The sequence below is a fragment of the Micromonospora sp. ATCC 39149 genome, from assembly GCF_000158815.1.
Taxonomy (GTDB): Bacteria; Actinomycetota; Actinomycetes; order Mycobacteriales; family Micromonosporaceae; genus Micromonospora.
This window is the reverse complement of record NZ_GG657738.1, coordinates 1091707-1112044: the sequence shown is the minus strand read 5'-3', so window position 1 is coordinate 1112044 and position 20338 is coordinate 1091707. Positions and strand designations below refer to the sequence as shown.

General features: G+C 69.2%; 12 protein-coding genes and 2 pseudogenes. 5 read left to right on the top strand and 9 right to left on the bottom strand.

Features of this window, described 5'->3' with window-relative positions; translation table 11 throughout:
- Positions 1 to 230: 230 nt before the first annotated feature.
- On the top strand, positions 231 to 422 hold the full coding sequence (locus MCAG_RS32165; RefSeq protein ID WP_157547880.1) for a hypothetical protein: 192 nt from the start codon (positions 231 to 233) through the stop codon (positions 420 to 422).
- Positions 423 to 1095: 673 nt separating this feature from the next.
- On the opposite strand, the pseudogene MCAG_RS36105 reads toward MCAG_RS32165, so the two are convergent.
- Positions 1096 to 1257: pseudogene (locus MCAG_RS36105) on the bottom strand (VOC family protein); the annotation flags it as partial.
- Between the two features lie 180 nt (positions 1258 to 1437).
- On the opposite strand from MCAG_RS36105, the gene MCAG_RS04525 reads away from it, so the two are divergent.
- The gene (locus MCAG_RS04525) at positions 1438 to 2652 is read left to right on the top strand and encodes a DUF418 domain-containing protein (protein ID WP_007071792.1); all 1215 of its coding nucleotides are present in this window, start codon (positions 1438 to 1440) and stop codon (positions 2650 to 2652) included.
- 307 nt (positions 2653 to 2959) lie between these two features.
- Here the strand turns inward: MCAG_RS04525 and MCAG_RS04520 are convergent, their stop codons facing one another.
- On the bottom strand, positions 2960 to 4813 hold the full coding sequence (locus MCAG_RS04520; RefSeq protein WP_007071791.1) for an ABC transporter ATP-binding protein: 1854 nt from the start codon (positions 4811 to 4813) through the stop codon (positions 2960 to 2962).
- Positions 4814 to 5006: 193 nt separating this feature from the next.
- Entirely contained in the window at positions 5007 to 6266 is a 1260-nt protein-coding gene (locus MCAG_RS04515; protein WP_007071790.1) for a DUF418 domain-containing protein, read from the bottom strand.
- A 246-nt stretch (positions 6267 to 6512) separates the two neighbouring features.
- On the opposite strand from MCAG_RS04515, the gene MCAG_RS04510 reads away from it, so the two are divergent.
- On the top strand, positions 6513 to 7148 hold the full coding sequence (locus MCAG_RS04510; protein ID WP_232290080.1) for a response regulator transcription factor: 636 nt from the start codon (positions 6513 to 6515) through the stop codon (positions 7146 to 7148).
- Positions 7145 to 8248: a sensor histidine kinase gene (locus MCAG_RS04505; RefSeq protein ID WP_007071788.1), complete on the top strand. Its 1104-nt coding sequence runs from the start codon at positions 7145 to 7147 to the stop codon at positions 8246 to 8248. Before MCAG_RS04510 ends, MCAG_RS04505 begins: the two co-directional genes overlap by 4 nt.
- A gap of 247 nt (positions 8249 to 8495) precedes the next feature.
- Here MCAG_RS04505 and MCAG_RS30380 read toward each other — a convergent pair.
- The 3 genes and pseudogenes from MCAG_RS30380 to MCAG_RS30375 form a co-directional block, all read right to left on the bottom strand.
- Positions 8496 to 8704 (bottom strand): annotated as a pseudogene (locus tag MCAG_RS30380) (VOC family protein); the annotation flags it as partial.
- A gap of 84 nt (positions 8705 to 8788) precedes the next feature.
- Positions 8789 to 9256 (bottom strand): hypothetical protein, encoded by a 468-nt coding sequence (locus tag MCAG_RS04500; RefSeq protein ID WP_007071786.1) that lies wholly within the window; start codon positions 9254 to 9256, stop codon positions 8789 to 8791.
- Positions 9257 to 9337: 81 nt separating this feature from the next.
- Positions 9338 to 9508 (bottom strand): transposase, encoded by a 171-nt coding sequence (locus tag MCAG_RS30375; RefSeq protein WP_157547878.1) that lies wholly within the window; start codon positions 9506 to 9508, stop codon positions 9338 to 9340.
- A gap of 502 nt (positions 9509 to 10010) precedes the next feature.
- Between MCAG_RS30375 and MCAG_RS04490 the strand changes: the two genes are divergently transcribed.
- Positions 10011 to 17495, top strand: coding sequence for a LamG domain-containing protein (locus MCAG_RS04490; RefSeq protein WP_198141497.1), 7485 nt, complete (start codon positions 10011 to 10013; stop codon positions 17493 to 17495).
- Here MCAG_RS04490 and MCAG_RS04485 read toward each other — a convergent pair.
- From MCAG_RS04485 to MCAG_RS04475, 3 genes are all read right to left on the bottom strand, one after another.
- Complete coding sequence (locus MCAG_RS04485) at positions 17477 to 17923, bottom strand: hypothetical protein (RefSeq protein WP_007071782.1); 447 nt, start codon at positions 17921 to 17923, stop codon at positions 17477 to 17479. The genes MCAG_RS04490 and MCAG_RS04485 overlap by 19 nt on opposite strands.
- A gap of 68 nt (positions 17924 to 17991) precedes the next feature.
- Positions 17992 to 18375, bottom strand: coding sequence for a hypothetical protein (locus MCAG_RS04480; protein ID WP_036372330.1), 384 nt, complete (start codon positions 18373 to 18375; stop codon positions 17992 to 17994).
- A 171-nt stretch (positions 18376 to 18546) separates the two neighbouring features.
- Positions 18547 to 19776, bottom strand: coding sequence for a sorbosone dehydrogenase family protein (locus MCAG_RS04475; protein WP_036372328.1), 1230 nt, complete (start codon positions 19774 to 19776; stop codon positions 18547 to 18549).
- Positions 19777 to 20338 lie beyond the last annotated feature (562 nt).

Below are 20338 nucleotides of genomic sequence, written 5' to 3'. Positions count from 1 at the left end.
GGGGCGACCCCGGGCCGCGGCCGGCCGTCCCAGCGACCGGTCCACCGCCGCCGAGCAAGGCGCCGACCATCGAGCCCCCGCCCGCTGGTGGCTCCGGCGTCGCGCCGCCGACCAACCCGGGTGGGTTGGCCGGGCGGCCCTCGCCGCGCCGCACGGGTTCGCCGCTCCCGCCATCCGGCGGGGATATCCCGGGCGGACTGCCGTGGGGCGGGCGTACCCTCACCGGCGCCGTGGAACGCTCGGGCGGGTGCACCACGCTGTTGGTCGGGACGCGGCGCTGGGCGTTGACCGGTGAGGCGGCCGAGGCACTGAACCCGGGCGACCGGGTCACCGTGCACGGCGCACTGGTCCCCCGGCCGGCCGCCTGCGCCGACCGCGACCTGGCCCAGACCGTCGCCGTCGCCCGCGTCGACCCGGCCTGACCCAGAGGTGCTCGGTCATCTCCTCGTTCAACGCGGTCTTCAGGACCGTCTGGTCAACTGCTTCAGCAACTCGTCCGGACCCGTCAACGACAGCCCGCTCCTTCACGCCCCCACCAGCTCGGCGGCGGCCTTCGCCTCCGCCGACGGCTCAGACCGCTTCTTGCGTCCAGTTGCCTCGTTCAGTTTCGCGGTCATCACACCCTCCACACTCCGCCTGCCACGCCTGGCGGCTCGCCACCGCCGGCCGTCGCCAGCAGGCCCTGACCGCAGTTGAGGAAGCCACCGGCCGGCGCAGACTGCCTCACACAAGCTCTTAATCCGCGGGTTCGGGGTTCGAGTCCCTGGCGGCGCACGAGCAGCAAGGCTCTGACCTGCGGTTTTACCCCGGGTTGGGGCCTTTCTCGTTTCCGCGTCGGTGGCCCGGTGCTCGGTGGGAGCGGTTGGACGGTTCCGGCTTCCGGTGGACTGGTGGCGTGGCGGTGGACGTCCGGGCCGGTTCGGGGGAGGAGGTTCCGTGGCGGTAGCCGACCACGACCGACAGGTGTCGGGAGACTGCCGAGGGCTGATACCGGCGCACGTCCTGCAGCCAGCGTACGTACCGCTCGATGTCCACCCGCACCGCAGCTAAAGGGTCAAGGTTCTGGTCCGTGCACCAGCGGAGAAAGACTCGCAGGTCGGCCTCAAGCGCGGCCATGCGCTCTTCACCCACGAGCCCGGTGCCGACCCGCATGTCAAGATGCGCCCGATTCTTGACGACCTTGCCCTCGGGTTCATACAGGAAGAATCGGGCGCTTTCCCCTCCGTTGCCAGGGGCAACCGCGGTGAACCAAGAACCGATCACGACGGCCTGCGCCCAGCGGAGCAATGTCGGCTCGTTCGGTGGCCGGCCAGATACAAGGGAGCCTGCCTGGGAGGCGGGATTCCGCCGGCCGGCGGGGGTGGTTCCGCTGACCGGCGGGATTATGCCGAGACCTGCCGGGTACTGGGCCGGCCTCGGCTCGGCGAGATTCGCGGCATGACTCAGATCAAGCCCACACAACAACTGTCCCCTCCGCCGTCCGGCCCCCTGTCCGAGCCCCCGCTTCCGGTCGAGCCCGGTCCGTCGATGGGGCGACTGGTCGGGGTGGACCTGGCCCGCGCGCTGGCCGTGTTCGGGATGTACGTGGTGCACATCGGCCCCCCGTTGTCGGCCACGTCCGGCGTCGCCAGTTGGATCCGGTACCTGGCGGACGGTCGCTCGTCCATCCTGTTCGCCACCCTCGCCGGGTTTTCGGTGGCGCTGATCGCCGGCCGCCGGGAGCCGAAGACCGGCCTGGCGGGGCGGCAGGCGAAGGCCCGGATCGCGATCCGGGCCGTCGTTCTGCTGGCGGTCGGCACCGCGATGGCGATGGTTTTCGGGGACGTGGTCATCCTCAACTTCTACGGGGTCTACTTCCTGTTGGCGCTGCCCTTGGTGCGGCTGCGGGCCAAGACGCTTGCGATCACCGCGACCGTGCTCGCGGTTGTCACGCCTCAGCTGGCGTTCGGCCTGTCTTCGCTGCTGACTGAGCCGGTCCGAAAGAGCATCAACGCCTACGACCCGCTCGAGCGGCTCTGCGGCGTCGGCGTCCTGGATCTGCTGCTCACCGGCTTCTACCCGACGATCACCTGGATGTCGTTCGTGATCGCCGGCATGGCTTTGGCCCGCCTCGACCTGGCCGCCGGTTCGGTGCGGCGGCGGTTGGCCGCGTTCGGCCCCGCCCTCATCGTGCTCGGCTACGGCACGTCCAGGCTGTTGGCCGGCGCGGACGCGTTGCGGAGCTCTGCGGAAGACGCGTCGGGGTCCTCCGGCAGCGGGTCGTTCGGCAGCGGGTCGTTCCAACCTCGTGGGTCGGCTTCGTCGCTGTTGCTGGCCGGGCCGCACAGCGGTACGACGTTCGACATCATCGGCAGCCTCGGCGTCGCGATCACCGTCATTCTGTGCGCGATGGTGGCGATCGACCGCCTGCCCTGGCTGCGCCGCCTGGCGAAACCGGTCATCGCCGTGGGCACCATGTCCCTGACGGCCTACGTCGGCCATTTCGTCGTGTCGTCGTTCACCGGGCTCGCCTTCAAGGATTCCTGGATGCCGCTGCTCATATACATCGGCGGGGCCATCGTGTTCGCCGGGATCTGGTTTCGCTTCTTCCCCCGCGGACCGCTGGAGTACCTACTCCACGCCGCCACCAAGCTGGCGAAGTCCGTCCGATGAGATCTGCTGGGCAGCTTCGCTCCCGCCTCTGGCCGGCCCTTCGCGGCGGGTGCGTCGAGGCGGGGACGACCCAGGTGAGGACGGCAGGTAGCGAGATGCTCCGGATCCGGTAGTTGTTGCCCGCCCTCGCCGAGACCGATGAGAATGCGTTCATCGAGGGCGTGATCTCGGCGAGGGCGGGCAGTGTCGGGTAGTTGTTCTCGTTCGCCGGTGTGGGGTGGCTGTCGACGCGCGGGGATCTTGGTGGCTGGGCGATGCTTCAGCAACCAACGCGGTCGTGCCCATCACAGCGCGGCGCGAGTCACCTCTAACAGGCGGTAGAAGAGGGGGCCGACCCGTTCGGCCGTCGCATCGATGTGGTCTGCGGGGTTGCCGCGTCGGGGGTGAGGAGTTGGGTCGCCGCCAGTCGCGCGTACAACTGGTCCTGGGCCACCAGTTCCGCGTGGGTGCCGACCGCCCGGATTCGTCCGGCGTCCATGACGATGATCCGGTCGGCGTTGGTGACCGTGGACAGGCGGTGGGCCGCTACCAGCACGGTGGTCTTAGTGGCGATCTCGGTGATGACGTCGCGAAGCGCCAGTTCGTTGACGGCGTCGAGCTGTGCGGTGGCCTCATCCAGCAACAGCAGGCGGGGCCTGCGCAGCAGTGCGCGGGCGATCGCGATGCGCTGCCGTTCGCCGCCCGACAGCGTGCAGCCGCGGTGCCCGACCGGCGTGTCCAGGCCGTGGGGAAGGCGGTCGACGAGGGCATCGAGCTTCGTCCGGCGCAGAACGTCGCGGATGTCGTCGTCCGTCGCCTCGGGCGCGGCGAAGGTCAGGTTCTCCCTCAGGATGCCGGCCAGCACCGGAGCGTCCTGCTCCACATAGCCGATCAGTGACCGCAGGTGGGGCAACGGCCAGTGTCGTACGTCCTGCCCGTCGACCAGGACCCGGCCGCTGGTCGCCTCGTAGAACCGCTCGATCAGCGCGAAGACGGTCGACTTGCCGGCGCCGGAGAGGCCGACGATGGCGGTCATCCCGGTGGCCGGTACCTCGAAACTCACCTGCTTGTGGACGTACGGCAGGCCGGGCCGGTGACGGAAGGACACGTCGGCGAAGCGGACCGACGCCGGGCCCGGCACCACTGTCGGCGGTCGGGACGGCGCGGAGGCCTGCTGAGTCGACGGCTCTGCCGACAGGCGCTGGACCTGCGTGATCCGCCAGATCGCGGCCGCACCCTCCTGGTACTGCGACACGGCCTCGATCAGCTGCGACACCGGTTCGATCAGGTAGAACAGGTAGAGCAGGAACGCGATGAGCGTGGACACGGAGATCGCCCCGGACGACACGCGGGCCCCGCCGACGGCGAGCACCGCGAGGAATGCCAGCTGCACGGCGAGCCCGTCGGCCGATCCGGCCAGGGCCTCCCATTTCGCGCTGGTCACGCCGTGCCGCCAGGCTCGCCGCGCCGCCGCCTCTACCCGAGCGGTCTCGCGCTGCTCTGCGCCGGATGCCTTCACCGTACGAAACGCGCCGAAGACCCGCTCCAGCGCGGTGGAGATCTCCCCGACCGCCTCCTGCGACCGCTCGGTGGCCTGCGCGATCCTGGGCATCACCAGGGCCACGAGCCCACCGATCAACACCAGCACCCCGAGCGTCACGCCCAGGAGCACGACGTCCAGGATCGCCATCATCACGACCGCCGCCACGAAGGCCACCGCACCCGTGGCCGCGCCCACGACCCCCTGGGTGCTGACCGCCCGCAGCAGCGTCGTGTCGGAGGTGACCCGGGACATCAGATCACCCGGCGGGACCCGCTCCACCTCGGCCAGCCGTAGCCGCAGCAGTCGGCCGACCAGGGTCCGCCGTGCGGCCAGGACGACCGACTCCGCTGTGCGTTCCAGCACGTAGGAGCCGAGCGCGTCGGCGACCGTGCCCAGAACCACCAGCGCGGTGAGGGCCAGCAGAATCCCGGTGACGGTCGCGCCGGACGTCAGCCGGTCCACCAACGCCTTGGTGGCCAGCGGCTGCAACAACCCTCCGGCAGCACCGACCAGCGCACACAACAGGCCGAACGCGACGACCCGCCGGTGCGGCCGGATCTGCGCGTACAGCGCCTTGGCCGTCTCCCGCGCGGACGGAGACGCGGCATCCGTTATCGACGGTCGGGATGCGGTGTTCACGAGTCTTTCTCCTGCTGGTTGCCGGGCACGGCACCGGCGGTTCCGGAATCGGGATATGGGTCCGTGCCGATCGGGTGGTGTGGGAAGGCTCGGCTGGTTTCGCCTGCCGGATGGTCAGTCGGGGTCGTGCGTTCAGGACGGACCATGGCGTCCGCCGCCCGAAACGGGCGGCGGACGCTGCCGGGGCCCGCGCTCAGCGAAGAAGCCTCGCTGGTTTGGTGGCGCTGTTCAGCAGGTCCTCCAGTGGGCCGCGGCGGAAGAACCGCGACCAGAGCGCCGCGAACACGACGGCGCCGAGGACAAACGCGCACAACAGGACGGTCGAGTTGGCATCCGGCGGGGTAGCGCTCTTACCGGGTAGCGCGAGGATGGCCAGGATGTGACCCACGTAGATCGTCAGGGACATGGTGCCCACGGCGATGACCGGGCCGGCGAGCCGGCGCAGCCGTGGCAGTTTGGCCATCGCCACCGTCGCACACAGCAGCACAGTGATCGCCACCCCCAGGCAGCCGATCACGTCGAAGGTCGACCCGCTGTGCGGCTCAGCCGCCAGCAGCAGCCAGGGATCGGCCTCCAAGCCCCACTTGGCGGGCGGCGGCGCGGAGCCGGCCGCCAAGTCGGCCACGGCGTCCTTCGGGGGCATGCCGTCCGGCACGCGGTCGGGGATGCCGCCGCCGAAAATCTTGAGGGCCAGCCAGGACGTCCCGTATCCGAGCACGATCAGGGCGGGGCCGAGCACCGCCAGCCGCCGCTGCACCGCGCCGGCGGCCAGGTCAAGCCGGCCGAGTGCCATACCCGCGATCACGAACGACATCCACGTGATCGCCGGGTAGAAGCCAGTGAGCAGCAGATCCAGTACGCCGACGCCGCAGAGCCGCTCGAGCGGATCGTACGCGTTGATGCTGTTCACGATCGGCTCGCCCAGCCATGCCCGCAGGCCGAACCCCACCTGGGGACCCACCAGCGCGAGCACGGCCGCGATGACGGCCAGCGTCCGGGCACGCAGCCGGGTCAGCGGCAACGCGAGCAGGAAGTACACCGCGTATGCGTTGAGGATCACCGCGTCCCCGAAGTCCGTCATCGTCAACGCGGTGCCCACGACCAGCAGAATCACCGCGCGAATCACGATCCGGGCCTTCGCCTGCCGGCCCGCCAGCCCGGTCTTCGGCTCGAAGCGACCGGCGATGAGCATCAGCGAGAACCCGGCGAGCGTGGCGAACAACGCCGACGCCCGGCCCTCGCTCAGGCTGCGTATCCAACCGCCGATGTCACCCCGCGCCGCCTCGAACGGGCCGACATGCACGGCGAACATCCCGAACACGGCGAACGCGCGGGCCAGGTCCACGCCGACCAGCCGGCCCATCGACGGACCGGGCTCACCTGCCGCACCGGGGTCGGGCGGCGGGGTGGACTGCGGGGGTGACGCGTGTGCAACGGGCTCGAGCGATGTCATGCGGACAACGCTTGTTGAGCCGCGCCGCCACGCCCATCCGTCAGGCTGCGGCACCAACCCCCCCGCCCCACGGGGATGAACCCCCGACCGGCGGGGGCAGGCACGCCACCCGGCGGAATCCGGCCCGCCCGGCGGCTGCGACCGTCCAGGACCGTGGGACCCGGCCACACCCCAGCGGTTATGGTCAAGCGTCGGTGACGGCCGACCGGGTACCGAGCGGAGTGGACAGTGGTACGGATTGTAGTTGTGGACGACGACGCCCTCGTCCGCTCCGGCTTGCGGCTCATCCTGCGCGTGGCCCCCGACATCGAGGTGGTAGCCACCGCCAGTGGCGCGGAGGCGATCGACGAGATCACCCGGCACCGGCCCGACGTGGTCCTGCTCGACATCCGCATGCCCGACGTGGACGGCCTCACCGTCCTGCGCCAGGTACGCGCCATGCCACACCCGCCGACGGTCGCGATGCTGACCACCTTCGACGCCGACGAATACATCACCACCGCACTGCGCATCGGGGCCGCCGGATTCATCCTCAAGGACACCCACCCCGAGCACCTGGCCCAACTGGTCCGCGCCCTCGCCGCCGGCGCTGTGGTCTTGTCCCCCAAGGTGTCGCGTACGGTCGTCGACTGGCGTGTGGAAAACGGCGAGGACGCCGCCAGCGCGATCGCCCGGCTAACCGACCGCGAACGCGAGATACTCGTGCACGTCGCCGACGGCCTGAGCAACGCCGAGATCGGTACGCGGATGTACCTGAGCGGCGGCACGGTCAAAGACCACGTCAGCGCCATCCTCACCAAGCTGAAGGTGACCAGCCGGGTGCAGGCCGCGCTCATTGCCCAGCGTGCCGGGCTGCTGACCCAGCCGGACGGCAACTCGTGACATCCTGCCGACTACAGGCACCACTCGTCGACGCGGCCCTGGTCGTGGTTGCCCTCCTCGACGCCGTGGTGATGACCGACACCGACCGCCCGTACGCCAACATCGTCGCCGTCGTCGCCGCACTGGCGCTCGCCGTCCGGCGCCGATGGCCGTACCTCGTCTTCGCGCTCGCCCTGCCCGCCACCGCGGTCTCCTCCGCGGTCGTCGCCGGCGCGGTCGCCCTCTACACAGTCGCGGTGAACACCCGCAACCGGCGGACACTCGCGGTTTGCACCATTCTCTACAGCATTTGCAGCGCCGCCGCGATCTGGAACCATGACATCCCGACACCCACCCGCGTCGAACTACTCGTCTCCGTCGGCTACAACATCGCCACGGCGGCCGCCGCGATCTTCCTCGGCCAGCTCGTGCAGGCCCGGCGCGATCTGCAACAACGCCTGACCGAGATCCACCAGGCCCGGGAACATGAACAGCAACTCGTCGCCCAGACCGTGCTCGCCAAGGAACGCGCCCAACTCGCCCGTGAAATGCACGACGTCGTCTCCCACCAGGTCAGCCTCATCACGATCCAGGCCGGAGCACTCCAGGTCAACACCAGCGACCCGGACACCAAGACGACCGCGCAGACCATCCGCGACCTCGCCGTCCGCACCCTCGACGAGCTCCGGCACATGGTCACCGTCCTGCGCGCCTCCGGCACCGCACCGACCGAGCTCACCCCCCAGCCGACCCTCGCGGGGCTCCGGCAGATGATCTCGAACAGCGGCATCGCAACCCGACTCGACGGTGACCTGCCGACCGACATCAGCGCCGCGACCCAACGAGCGATCTACCGCACCGTGCAGGAAGCACTGACCAACATCCGCAAACACGCTCCCGGCGCCACCGCGACCATCCGGATACGGCACGACGACGCCACCGTCGAGGTCATCATCACCAACACCCCGCCAACCCGCCCCACCCTGCCGCTCCCCGGCGCCCGACACGGTCTCATCGGCCTGCGCGAGCGCGCCGAACTCCTCGGCGGCGCCGTCACGGCCGGCCCCACCGCCGACAACGGCTACCAAATCCAGCTTCGCCTCCCCGCCACAATCCAGTAAAAGAACGCATCACCTGCCGTCAGTGGCTGGAACACGGCGAAGGCTTCGTCCAGGTGGCTGACGGGCTCGAGCCGGCCATCCGAGGCGGTCCAGTGGTCGAGGGCGATGCTCAATAAGTCGCGACTGCCTCCAAAGGGAGCGCATCCACCAACCTGGCGGTCAGGCATTCTGACCAGCTCTGGCTGCTACGTGATCAACTCCTGACCAGCCGTCCCGGGAGCCCGATATCGGTTCTTGGTTCGCCGCGTTTTTCCTCGGGAACGCGCTGGAAGTACAGTCGCGGGCCCACACCTGAGGGATCAGTGCATACGAACGCTGAACCCTGCTTTTCAGGCGACAGCGTGCGATCGTAATCGTCCCAGTAGCAAACCCCACCGGTGGTGGCGGTACGACGTACCCCAGCACCTCGCACCAGAAACGAGCGACGCGCTCAGGTTCTGCGCAGTCGAAGGTGATTGGAACTGCATGACCTCGTCACGGAGCGTGGCGCCTCGTCGGCGGCAGAAGCGGATGTCCGGGAACGGTGGGCTCTGGCTGCCTCTACGCGGTGAGTAACCGCTTGATCCGCTCGTACTCGGCGGCCATCTGGGGTTTGGCTAGAAAGTCGTTGAGATCGGCTGAGACCTGGAAATCGACCTGCTCGATGGAGCGGATGGCAAGCTCGTAGAGTTCGCCGCGCTGGTCCGTCTCCAGGTAGGTGGTCCAATGTTCGAGTGCGGAGACGATGGTCAGGAGTTCGGGGTCCATGTCGCCGTCTGTGAGGATGCCTTCGTCGATTCGCGCCAGCTGCGTGCGTAACTCGGTCGCGCTGGTTGTCAGGACGTTCTCGCGTGCGATGGCGAGCGCCGCCCACGCGTCCTCGTCGAGCTCGTCTTCAGCTGCGAAGTCGAGCGGCAGTTCGTCTCGGACGAGACGGGCGACCGTCTCGGCGCCGAAGATGCGGAGGTTGTCCTCGCTGGCTCCAGCGATCAGGTGGCGAATGTCCGCTTCGAGCTCGTCATATCTCACCGCTTCAGTCTATGAGTGGGCCGCTGCTGACCACACGCTCGTTGACTACTTGCGGTCGTCAGGGTGCCAAGGCGGGCAACACTAGTCCTGACGGATCCAGTTACGCAACGCCTCGTGATGCACGCCGAGCTGCCGCGCCAACTGCCGGATCACCGGCTTCGGATCCGAGTCCCGGTACAGACGTACCGCACGTTCACGCAGCTCATCGGGTACTTCTTCGGTGCTGCCACGGATGACTCCGTTCAGCTCCATGAGAGCATGATCGAAAGCCTCCGAGCTACCGGGGAACCTCACATGTGAAACGCCTTCTGAGGAGAGGGTGTCATGACGGGGTGTCATCACCGCCGTGGGGCGGCGACGATCATCATCAATCAGAATCGGAGCTTGCGCCCGTGAACCGCCTCGCCGATGGGCCCCTCTCTCGGCGAGGTGCTGTCGGTTGGCGCGGGAACTGTATGCCTTGTCGGCCAGGATCCGGTCCGGTCGCGTGCGGGGCCGGCCTGTGCCAGACCGAGGAGCCCGCCGAGCACCGTCGACAGCGGCTTGCCGACCTGTTCACAAGCGAGGTACAGCTTCGCAATCGATCGGCAGATCAGATATTCCAAGTCAATTTTTAGTCGGCATTTTGACTTAACGTGCGCGGTGGGTAATCAATCAACTACGGTCGGATATATTCCGTCTGATGTGGTGGGGCGGATTATGTGCTTTCAGGCTGCTTCCCCAATTCATGCTCCTCTATCGGGAAAGGACCGTGTTGTCCGAGAAAAGCCTGGTCAAGGTGTACGGCGACCGCGAGTACATGTATACCGCGATGCTCCGGCACCAGGGCGTGACGGTGGCGTTCGCAATGGACAAGGACCGCCGCATTCGTTACTCCGTCCTGCATTTCACTCCAAGTGCCGAGCGCGGTGAACTCGATGCGCCGTACTGGCACGATGACCCAGCTGAGCTGCGCTTTCCCACCGAGATCACGCAGGTGGGGTACGCGATCGCCGGGGCCACTCGGCTGCCGGTGGTCAAGCGTGGTGGGCGGGTCGAGGCCGGCGCCCACGAGACTCTCGGTCCGAAGGAGACCGATCCGTTCCTGTCGAGCACGGCTCGGCTCACCGCGGCGGCACCGTTCCAGGTGGTGTCCGACGGCACCCATCTGGTCGTGTTCCGGCAGTCCATCGACGCCGCACACCCTGACGCGGTGTGGAAGCTCGCCACCGGCGGCTCCAGCGCCGCCGCTGGCGGGAACTATGTGAAACACAACGGCGCGAAGGTGCCGCTCGTGGAGAACACCCTGTTGTGCGACCGGTTCGTGCTGGTCGGCACGGAGCTGAAACCGGTCATGGAGGTCCGCTTCCAGCGCAGCCGGCACAGCACCTGGCCGGCGTCGGCGAAGGACACCCCGGGCACGAAGGACATGGAGGGACGTCCGTTCTACGAACCGACCCAGGAGTTGACGTTCGTCCGTGGCCTCACCGACGGCGCGTTCAGCGTGCTGCTGCTCCCCACCGAGGTGCAGGGCAGCCGGCGTTGGCAGATCTTCACCGTCAACAGCCGGACGAAGCTGATCGACTCTTTCAACGTCGAGCAGGCGACGAACGGGCTGTTCAACACCCAGGGCAGCGGGCGCGATCCGGAGCCCGGCTCGGCCGGGACCGCGCTGCGGTTCAACGGTACGAGCGGCTACGTCGACCTGGGCAACCCGGCCGCGCTCCAGTTGGGCGGGAAGACGTACACGCTGGAGGCGTGGATCAGCCCGGCGGCCCCCGACGGGATCATCCTGGGCAAGTTCGACCGAGGTGTGCGGGGGGACTGGGTCCTCACCCTCGAGAACGGGCACCTCGTGCTGCAGCAGAACGGCGCGCCGTATTTGGTGAAGTCGACCCGACCGGTCGGGGTCGGCCGGTACACGCACGTGGCTGCGGTCGTCGACAACGGCCAGGTCCGGCTCTACCTCGACGGCGAACCGGCGGGTGAGGGTAGCCTGGCGGCCAACCCCGACTCCACCACGAAGGTGCTCATCGGTGCGGATCACCGTTACGGCATACCCGGTGGCTTCTTTTCGGGAGACATCGACGAGATCCGCATCTGGAGTCGGGCTCTCAACAAGGAGGAACTGGCCAGGGGGCGCAGTCGCCGGCTCGTCGGTGATGAACCGGGGCTGCTCGCCTACTACCGCTTCGACGAGGGCGACGGCACGAAGCTGCACGATCAGACCGGCAACGGGCGGGACGGCACGCTCGTGGGTGGGCCGACCTGGGTGACCTCCAAGGCGCCGGTCGGCGAGCACTCCGGCCTGCGCCGGAGCAGCTTCGCGTTCACCGGTCGTGACGTCGTCTCCGGCCTCGCCGCGACCCTCTACTTCCAGCAGGAGAACATCGCGGCCCCCAGCGGCCCGCGCTCACTGGTGAAGCGGCAGGCCCGGGTGCTGCTCGCCGCGGCCACGTCCGACTCCGCGCCAGCGGGCACCGCGGCCCGGTCCCATGTCGCCACGCTCGACCTCGCCGTCGGCCGCGACGGCCGCCTGGCCCGGGTGCCGGATTACATCACCCTGCCGGAGGTGAACCAGCCCAAGTCCGCCGTCGATCCCGAGCGGATCAGCGCGCTGGAGCAGGTCATCGCCACCCTGAAGAGCCAGATCAAGGCGGACGAGGCGCTGGTCGCTACCCCGGGCACCGACCCGGCGACCGTCGCCGGGTGGCAGCGGGACCTGGTGACCGCCCAGGCCGAGGTGGCTCGGCTGGAGGCGGAGCGGAACCTGCCCACCAACTGGGTCTACCGCATCCGGAACCTGCAGGAAAACCTCTACATGAAGTGGTCGACCAAGCCCAGCAGTATGGATCACCGGGTGCACTCCACCAAAGACCACAACGACCCCAGGACCCTGTGGTGGCTGATTCACGTCGCTTCCCGCCATGGCTCGGGCTCCTACTACAACATCAGGGTCTTCATCCCACCCTCGACGGCGCCCGACGCCGACGGTGAGCAGAACGTCCCCGCTATGCTCATCAAGGACAATTACGGCCCGATCCAGTTGATCCCCGCACCTGAGTCTTACGCCACCGGTGCGGTGATGTTCGATCCCCAGGGCATCAGCGGCAGCGGCAGTGGTCGGATCCTGGCCCCGGTCGACGCCGGGGCCCGACACCTGCCCGTCGCGTTCCGCAAACTCACCGGCACGGACTACGACCGGTACGGCGGCACTTACGCCGTTGTCGATCAGGCACCCGCGTCGAACGCCGACCAGTTTCGGTGGGAGAAGGTCAAACTGCTACCGAAGCTCGACGCGGATCTGAACGCGGCGAGGCTCCGGCGGGACGACCTCGTCACGAAGTTGGACCGGGAGCGGACCCGGCAGGCGCTTATCGCCGAGGCCGAGGGCCGGCTGCGGGCCGCTCGGGTCGAGCTGGTCGCCAAGGAGGACGAGCTGTCCCGGCTCACCGGAGGCATGGCGGGCACCGGGACCGTGCACCTCGCCATGCCGCACCTCTACACCGACCGTGGCGGGCTCAGCGTCACCGGAGCGTTGCTCGGGTTCGCGTGGACCCGGAACACGCCGTTCCTGCTCGACAGCACCATCGGGCAGGTCTCGCTGTACTTCCGGGGCGGTGACGGGCAGTTCTTCGCCACGCACTACGACACCGAGGTGGTTCGGGCGGAGAAGCGGCTCACCATGGGGTCGCAGCGGATCCGACTGGTCAGCCGCGACCCGCTGAGCGACCTGGCCGGCACCACCGTCGAGGTGAGCGACGGGCAACTGGCACACCTGTGCACGGTCACGGTCCGCACCAGATCGAGCACCGAGACGTTCGCGTCCGTGCCCCGGCAGGTCGAACAGTTCGCCGACGTCCTCAACGGCCGGGGCATGGCCGATCCCCGGTACCTCGGCACGGTGGCCGAGATCAGCAACGCCGGCAAGACGGTGCGGCTCGCCGAGCCGCTCACCACGCACGTGCCGGCCGGTGCCGTCGTCACCGTGGCCGGCACGGCGGTCCTGGTCCAGTCGGATGCCCAGCGCAGCGCCGACACGCTCACCGTGGTCGGCGGCGGCACCGCCACCAAGGGCGACCCGGTGTTTCGGGTGCTCTACCACTACGATCTGGCGACCGCCACCAGGCCCGGCGCTTGGTTGGCCGCTGGCTCGCAGGTCGTGCAGGTGGAGGTGGACGGGGTCACCGGCAACGTCCCGAACGGATCCGCGACCGACCTGGTGACAGGGCGTGGGGCACAGTGGCACGGGGCGATCCCGGGCCGGGCGTTCCGCTTCGACACCACGACGCACCGGCTGGCCCTACCGGACGATCGGCTCGCGCAGGTGGGTACCGCCGGTGATGTCACCGTCGAGGCGTGGGTCCTGCCGGACGCCCTGCCGGGCCCTGGCCGGGTGCTGAACGCCCACACGCAGGCGGGCCGGTACATGCTCGGTCTGGAGCCGGCGCCATTGAAGTCGGCGCTGGCCTTCGACGGCGTGGACGACGGGGTGGACTGCGGCCCGGTCGCCCTGGCCGGCACCGACTTCACGATCGAGTTCTGGGCCAAGCGCGAGCGTGCCGGCCGCGAGGACTTCGTGGTCACCCACGGGGTCACCACCCCGACCGCGCACAACGCACTGCACGTCGGCTTCCGCGCCACCAACACGTTCACCCTGGCCTTCTGGGGCAATGACCTGGACACCACGGGCAGCTACGACGATCTGGAGTGGCACCACTGGGCCGCGGTGTTCAACCGGGCCACCAACGAGCAGATCCTCTACCGTGACGGAACCGAGGTGGGTCGTCGAACCGTCACCACCCCGTACGCGGGGGTCGGGAACCTCCGGCTCGGATTCTCACCCGCGAACGGCTCCCGGGCCAACGTCCGGCTGGACGAGGTGCGGGTCTGGGGCCGGGTCCGCACGCCCTCCGAACTGGTCCTGGAGCGCGACCGCCGACTGACCGGCCGGGAGCCGGGGCTGCTCGGCTACTGGAGCCTCACCGAAGCGGGCGCGACCGACCTGTCCGGCAACGGCCGAGACGGTGCGATCACCGGCGCCCCCGCCGTGGCAGAGTCACCGCTACCGGGCTACCAGATCACCGCCGGCAAGGGCGACACCATGGTCCGCAGCCGGGATGCGTTCCCGTGCCGGGAGTGGGCCCACCTGGCCGCCACGATGGAACAGTCCTGGGCGGTCTCCCTCGACGGCCGGGGGCATCTCGATGCCGGCAGCGACGCCGCCCTCGACCTGACCGGCGATGTCACCATCGAGGTGTTCGTCACGCTCGACCGGCTCGGCTGGACGCACGGCCTGGTGTCCTACGGAGCGCTCGACGACGGTGCCGGCGGATGCGTGCCGTACCAGCTCGGGGTGCGCCCCGACGGCAAGCTGGAGTTCCGCTTCGAGGAGCCCGGCCACAAGCCTTTCAGCTACGTGTCGACCGTGGCACTGCGCGCTGCGACGTTCCACCGGGTGGCGGTGACCCGCAGGGCCAGCCCGCCGGCAGAGCCGGACCGGTGGCACGACGTCTCGTTCTTCGTCGACGGTGCGTCCGCTGGCACCCACCGGCACCAGGGAGAGGGACCGAAGGGCGGCGCCGGTCCGCTGGAGTTCGGGCGGGTCCGCGCCGGCTCGCTGGCGCTCCCCCTGCGTGGTGTCCTCTCCGAGGTGCGGTTGTGGCGGGTCGCCCGTCCCCCGGAGCAGGTGTGCCGCCCGGTCGGGCCGCGCGAGCGTGGTCTGGTCGGCTGGTGGCGGATGGAGGAGAACGCCGGCAACGTCGCGGGTGACGCCACCGGCTCCCACCCGGCCCGGCTGCGGGAGGCCACGTGGGCCAAGAACCCTGACCCGCAGGGCAGCCCGATCCGGCTCTACCGCAACGGCGCTCCGGTACCCACGACGCCGGTCACGATGCCCGCCCTCAACCTGCTCCTTCACTACGGCTACAACAAACACCAGTTCACGATCGGCGGGGCGGTGGTGAACACCACCCCGACGCACCCCTTCTCCGGTGTCCTCGAAGAAGTGCGCGTGTGGCGCGGCGTGCGCACCCAGGAACAGATTCTGGACAACGCCTTCAGCCGGCTCAAGGGCGACATGGCGGACCTCATCGCCTGTTACCCGTTCGACGCCGACTCCACAAGCGCCGGCGCGAGCGAGGTGCGCGACGTCGGACTCGCCGGCAACCACCTGCTCCTGCCGGCGAACCAGCGCCCGCAGGTCGTCCTCTCCACCGCACCGGTCTCCACCGACGCCGCCGTGGTGCGCGCGGCGCCGGCCAGCGTACGGACCACCTTCCACGCCCTGATCGACAGCACGCCAGCGGCCAGCGAGTACGCCGACGCGCAGGTCGACGCGCGGGGCGTTCCCAGCGGCGTGATGAAACGCTGCTACAGCTACCTGCGCGGCCGGTCCTGGCATCTGGTCACGGGGTACAAGGTGGGCAACCTGGTCAGTGAATGGGTCGGCCAGGCACAGTACGACCCGCAGATCGTCGGGTACGTCGAGGGCGCCCCGCCGGTCCCCGCCGAGAACCTGACCAACCCTTCGGCCGACCGCGCGCCGGGTCAGTTCACCAACGCGTCCACCGTCGAGTTCAAGCAGGCCGACGAGGTCAGCCACAGCCACGGTACCGACACCGAGAACAGCCGCACGGCGGGGTTCGCGGCGACCCGCTCCCTCGGCGCCGAGGCCGACATCAACACCGTCATCGCACCGTTCGGCGCGGGCATCACCGTGCCCATCGAAGTGGAGGCCACGCTGGAGCGCAAGACCAGCTACGACTTCACGAACACGTCGAGCCTGCAGAGGGAGGTTTCCCGGGGGGAGACCACCACCCGTCAGGTGAAGGTGGGACTGCGCGGCCGGTGGGAGGATCCCGGCCAGGTCGTGAACCCCGCGATCGGCCCTCGGTACCTGCCGGGGAACACCGGCTTCGCGGTGGTGCGCTCGTCCACCGCGGACATCTTCGCGCTGCGGCTGGCCCACACCGGCACCCTGGTGTCGTACCATGTCACGCCCAGCCCGGACATCCCCGAGGACTGGAACCTCATTCCGTTCCCGATCAACCCCCGGTACACCAAGCAGGGAACACTCGACGGTGCCGTCGGCGCCACGGCACACGGCAAGGTGCTCGACCCGGACTACCCGCAGGCCCGGGACCGTGGCGAGTACAGCTACTTCAAACCCCGCGAGACGTACGCCCTGATTCGGCGCATCCAACGCGAGCGGCAACAGCTACGCAGCTTCTACGAGGCGCTCTCCACCGAGCCGCCCGACTTCAAGCCGATGCTGGGGCAGGCCGCTCGGCACACCCTCAAGCAGGTCGGCACCGAGGCTGCCGGGTTCGTGGCGGGCGCCCTGGTTCCTGGCTTGGGCGCCCTCGGCGGAATCGCCGCCATGCTGGGCACCGGAGCGCGTGGGATGGCCAACCCGTCGCTCGGCGAACTCTCCCTGCCCGGTGCCGGGGCGCTGGTCGACGGCTTCTCCCGACGCAACCTGGTCAATACCTACATCTGGACGGCGGAGGGCGGATTCTTCGCCGAGACCACCGAGACCACCGATGCCGTCACCGAGGCCACCGCGGGCAGCTTCCAGGTGGCGAAGAGCGAGAACACCGGGGTGTCGCTGTCGGCGTCGACCCTGGGCGTGAGCGGGGGCCTCAGCCTGGACCTGACCGGCGGTATCGGTTACGCCCTGACCCGGAGCAAGAAGCGGGAGTCGAAGACCACCTTCTCCGTCGAGGTGACCTGCGAGCCGAGCAGCGACCTCCAGCGGTACAAGGACGGGAAACCGGTCCTCGGCGGCGACGGCAAACCGGAGCGGCTCCCCGGGAAGGTCGACGCCTATCGGTTCGTCACGTTCTACCTCGACGCGACCAGTGACAACTTCGAGGACCTCTACCGTACGGTCGTCGATCCGATCTGGCTGGAGCAGAGCGCCGACCGCAACGCCGTCGCGCTGCGCCAAGCCCGCCAGGCCCAGAAGAAGCCACCGTGCTGGCGCATCATGCACCGGGTCACCTACATCAGTCGAGTGCTGGAGCCGATCCCGACGGGCACCACACCACCGCTGGAAAAGGTGATGCAGGCGCAGCACATCGACAGCAACTACGAGCTGATCAGGCAGCTCGAACCGTACGTGCGAGACGCCACCACCAGCCTCGGCCGTCTGGCCGAGGCGACCCGCAATGCCCTGGACCGCCATCTGCCCGAACTGTCGCCACACGCCCCAGAGATCGCCGAATACCTGGCTCTCTACTACGGCGTGGAGCGGTAATGCCGGTGGGGGCGATCCCGGATCAGGGATCGCCCCCACCGCTGCAGTGGCGTGCGTCGAGGGTCGACACGGAGGTGCTGATTCGCTGACCCGGTCCGCGCTAGTTCGATCACCCGGTCCAGCTCGCTGATCTGATCGCGGAATCTGGCCCGGGTCCGCAGAGCGAGGTCGAAATCGGCACGCATTCCGGCGTGCTCCGGATCGTCGGGCCAGCCGGTCACTGCCGCCTGATGCGCCTCGATCGCGGCGTCCAGGTCGGCCTCGCTCGCCAGCTGCTCGAACCGGGTCAGCAGGCTGCCCAGGTTGCTCAAATAGCTTCCGCGCTTGGCGTGTTCGGGTGCGGTGGCGTCGACGGCCGCCTCGGTGAGCTTGATCGCGAGCTCCAGGTCATCCAGGTCGCCGGTGCGTTCGAATCGGGTCAGCAGCATGCTGCCCAGGTTGGTCAGGCTGCGCGCCTGCTCGGGTTGGTCGGGCTCGGCTAGCGCGACGGCGCGGGTCAGCAGGGCGACGGCCTGGTCCAGGGTTTCTCATCAGGACTGGACAGCGTCCCCCCGTACAGTAGGCGACCGAGGGACGCCAGCGTCGAGGCCGTGTCCGGCTCGGCCGGCGGATGGCGCTCGAACTGCTCGCGGACCAGGTCCGGCACGTCATACCCGCACAGGTATACCGGGGCGAGCAGCTCCAGCGCCACCGTCGCCTGGGGCACCGCATCGGCGTTGGCAGCAGCGGAGGCCTGGGTCAGCAGCAACAGCCCCGCGGCCTGGGTGACCGGGAGATCGTCGAGAGCGTTTGGCACCGAGCAGAGTAGGCCGACCAGCTCGCCGGTCTCCTCCGGCGCGAGTACCGGCTCCGAGTCGCGGGTGGTGAGGTGCCGCTGCACGCGGTCTCGCAGCTGCGCAAGCCGTTGTTCTCCCAACGTCGAAACCCCGTCCGGAGTGCCCGCTCCACATTGACCGCGGTAGCCAGCGGAGAGGCCGGGGTCCGCACCCCTGGGGGACGGCCACTCGGACGCGGCCGTCCCCCAGGGGTACTGCGGATGCGGAGGGCCCGTTCAGCGGTTCGCGGCCCCGCCGCCAGCGGCTGGCTGGACGCGCTCGAACCGTACCCGGCTCAGCCATCCCGGGAGGTCACTGAGCACGTACAGTTCGCCGCGCACGTCGGCGTCGATAGCGGTCGGCTGGATGGGGAAGTTGCCGATCGTGGCGGTCTCGTAGCCGCCCGTGGATTTGGGGCGTACGGCGAACGCGAGGGTCGAGCAGTAGTCGCTCGCGATGTAGGTCCCCCACGCCTCCGGGGTGGCGGACCCTCGGTACACCACGCCGCCGGTCACCGAGCAGCTCTCGGTCATGAAGTGTTCGTACTCGAAGACCGGGTCGGTGTACACCACGCCCGGGCGGCATTGCGCCGGGTCGAACACCGGAGTGCCCTCCCGGCAGGACCAGCCGAGGTTCGCCCCGCCCTGCCACGGGCGGATGTGGTTGATCTCCTCGACCAGGCCCTGGCCGACGTCACCGATCCACAGTGAGCCGTCGACCGGGTCGACGGAGAACCGCCACGGGTTGCGCAGCCCGTAGAGCCAGATCTCTGGCCGCGCGCCGCGCTTCTGGACGAACGGGTTGCTGGCGGGTACGCAGTAGGGCTTCGCCCCGCAGGTGCGGTTGACGTCGATCCGCACGATCTTGCCGAGCAGGGTGCTGAGGTCCTGGCCGGCCTTGTATGGGTCGTTCGCGTGGCCGCCGTCGCCGAGGGACCAGTAGAGGTAGCCGTCGCGGCCGAACGCCACCTGTCCGCCGTTGTGGTTGTTGTACTCGGCGTGCTCCTGGGTGAGTAGCACCTGTAGCTGCTCAGGAGCGCCGATCGGCAGTCGCGCCAGGGTCAGCGCGCCGGCCGGCATGCTCGTGTAGGCGACGTAGAGCATCCCGGTCCGCGCGAAGTTCGGCGCAGGCGTGATGCCGAGGAGGCCACGTTCGTTGCCCGACGTGTCGATCCGGGCGGTCAGGTCGAGCACCGGCTGGGCCGCCAGGCCGGTGTCGGGATGGTAGGCGCGGACGGTGCCGTTCTTCTCCGCGATCAGCATCCGGCCGTCCGGCAGCCCGGTGAGCGCGATCGGACGCTGGAGACCGGAAGCCACCTGTTCGGACACCACGGTCAGCTCGGTGAGGGGCACCGCCCTGGTGTGGGAGGTGCCGGCCGCCGAAGCCGGTGGCAACAGGAGCGCGGACAGGACCAGAACGAGCAGCCCCGCCAGTGCGGGGGCTGGATGACGACGCCAGCGCGACATGTTTGCAGCTCCTCGAAGCGGGTGCGGTGGGAACGGGATATGGGAGCGCTTCCACGATACATCAGCAATTGTCAATGTTGAAGCGGAGGTTGCACCCGGGCCGGCCAAGCGCAACAGACACGAAGGACCGATAAACTCGGCTCTCGATCCGCGGGTCTGGAACCCGAGTCCCTAACGGCGCGCCAACAGCAGGGCTCTGGCTCAGGGTTCAATCCCGGATCGGGGCCTTGGTTCTTTCGGCGCTGCTGTCGCGCCCCCACCGTGGCTCCCGACGCCCGGCGTCGGCCGCCGCCACATCGCGCGCCGTCCACCACCCCCCGTCTGTGGCAGCGGTGAGGCGGTGCTCCGTCGGCGACCGGCCCGCTCCGGCCGGGCGTCCTCCGCGTGAGGCCGATCCGCGACGGACCTCCGGCGTCCGACGACGCGGTCCCCCGTGGTCCGCTGCCGGAGGGCGGTGCGGAGCCGGTGTGGGCCGTCCCGGATTTGTCGTGCCGGAGAGCTGGTTGCCGCAGATCGACGGTCGCCGGATCGCCGCCCGGCTGTGTGCACTCATCGGCACACG

What these genes read in the sequence shown, in the direction of transcription:
- MCAG_RS04475 (WP_036372328.1), bottom strand. Translation starts at nt 19,776, where the DNA reads ATGTCGCGCTGGCGTCGTCATCCAGCCCCCGCACTGGCGGGGCTGCTC.
- MCAG_RS30375 (WP_157547878.1), bottom strand. Translation starts at nt 9,508, where the DNA reads ATGGAGCTGAACGGAGTCATCCGTGGCAGCACCGAAGAAGTACCCGAT.
- MCAG_RS04515 (WP_007071790.1), bottom strand. Translation starts at nt 6,266, where the DNA reads ATGACATCGCTCGAGCCCGTTGCACACGCGTCACCCCCGCAGTCCACC.
- MCAG_RS04525 (WP_007071792.1), top strand. Translation starts at nt 1,438, where the DNA reads ATGACTCAGATCAAGCCCACACAACAACTGTCCCCTCCGCCGTCCGGC.
- MCAG_RS04485 (WP_007071782.1), bottom strand. Translation starts at nt 17,923, where the DNA reads ATGCTGCTGACCCGATTCGAACGCACCGGCGACCTGGATGACCTGGAG.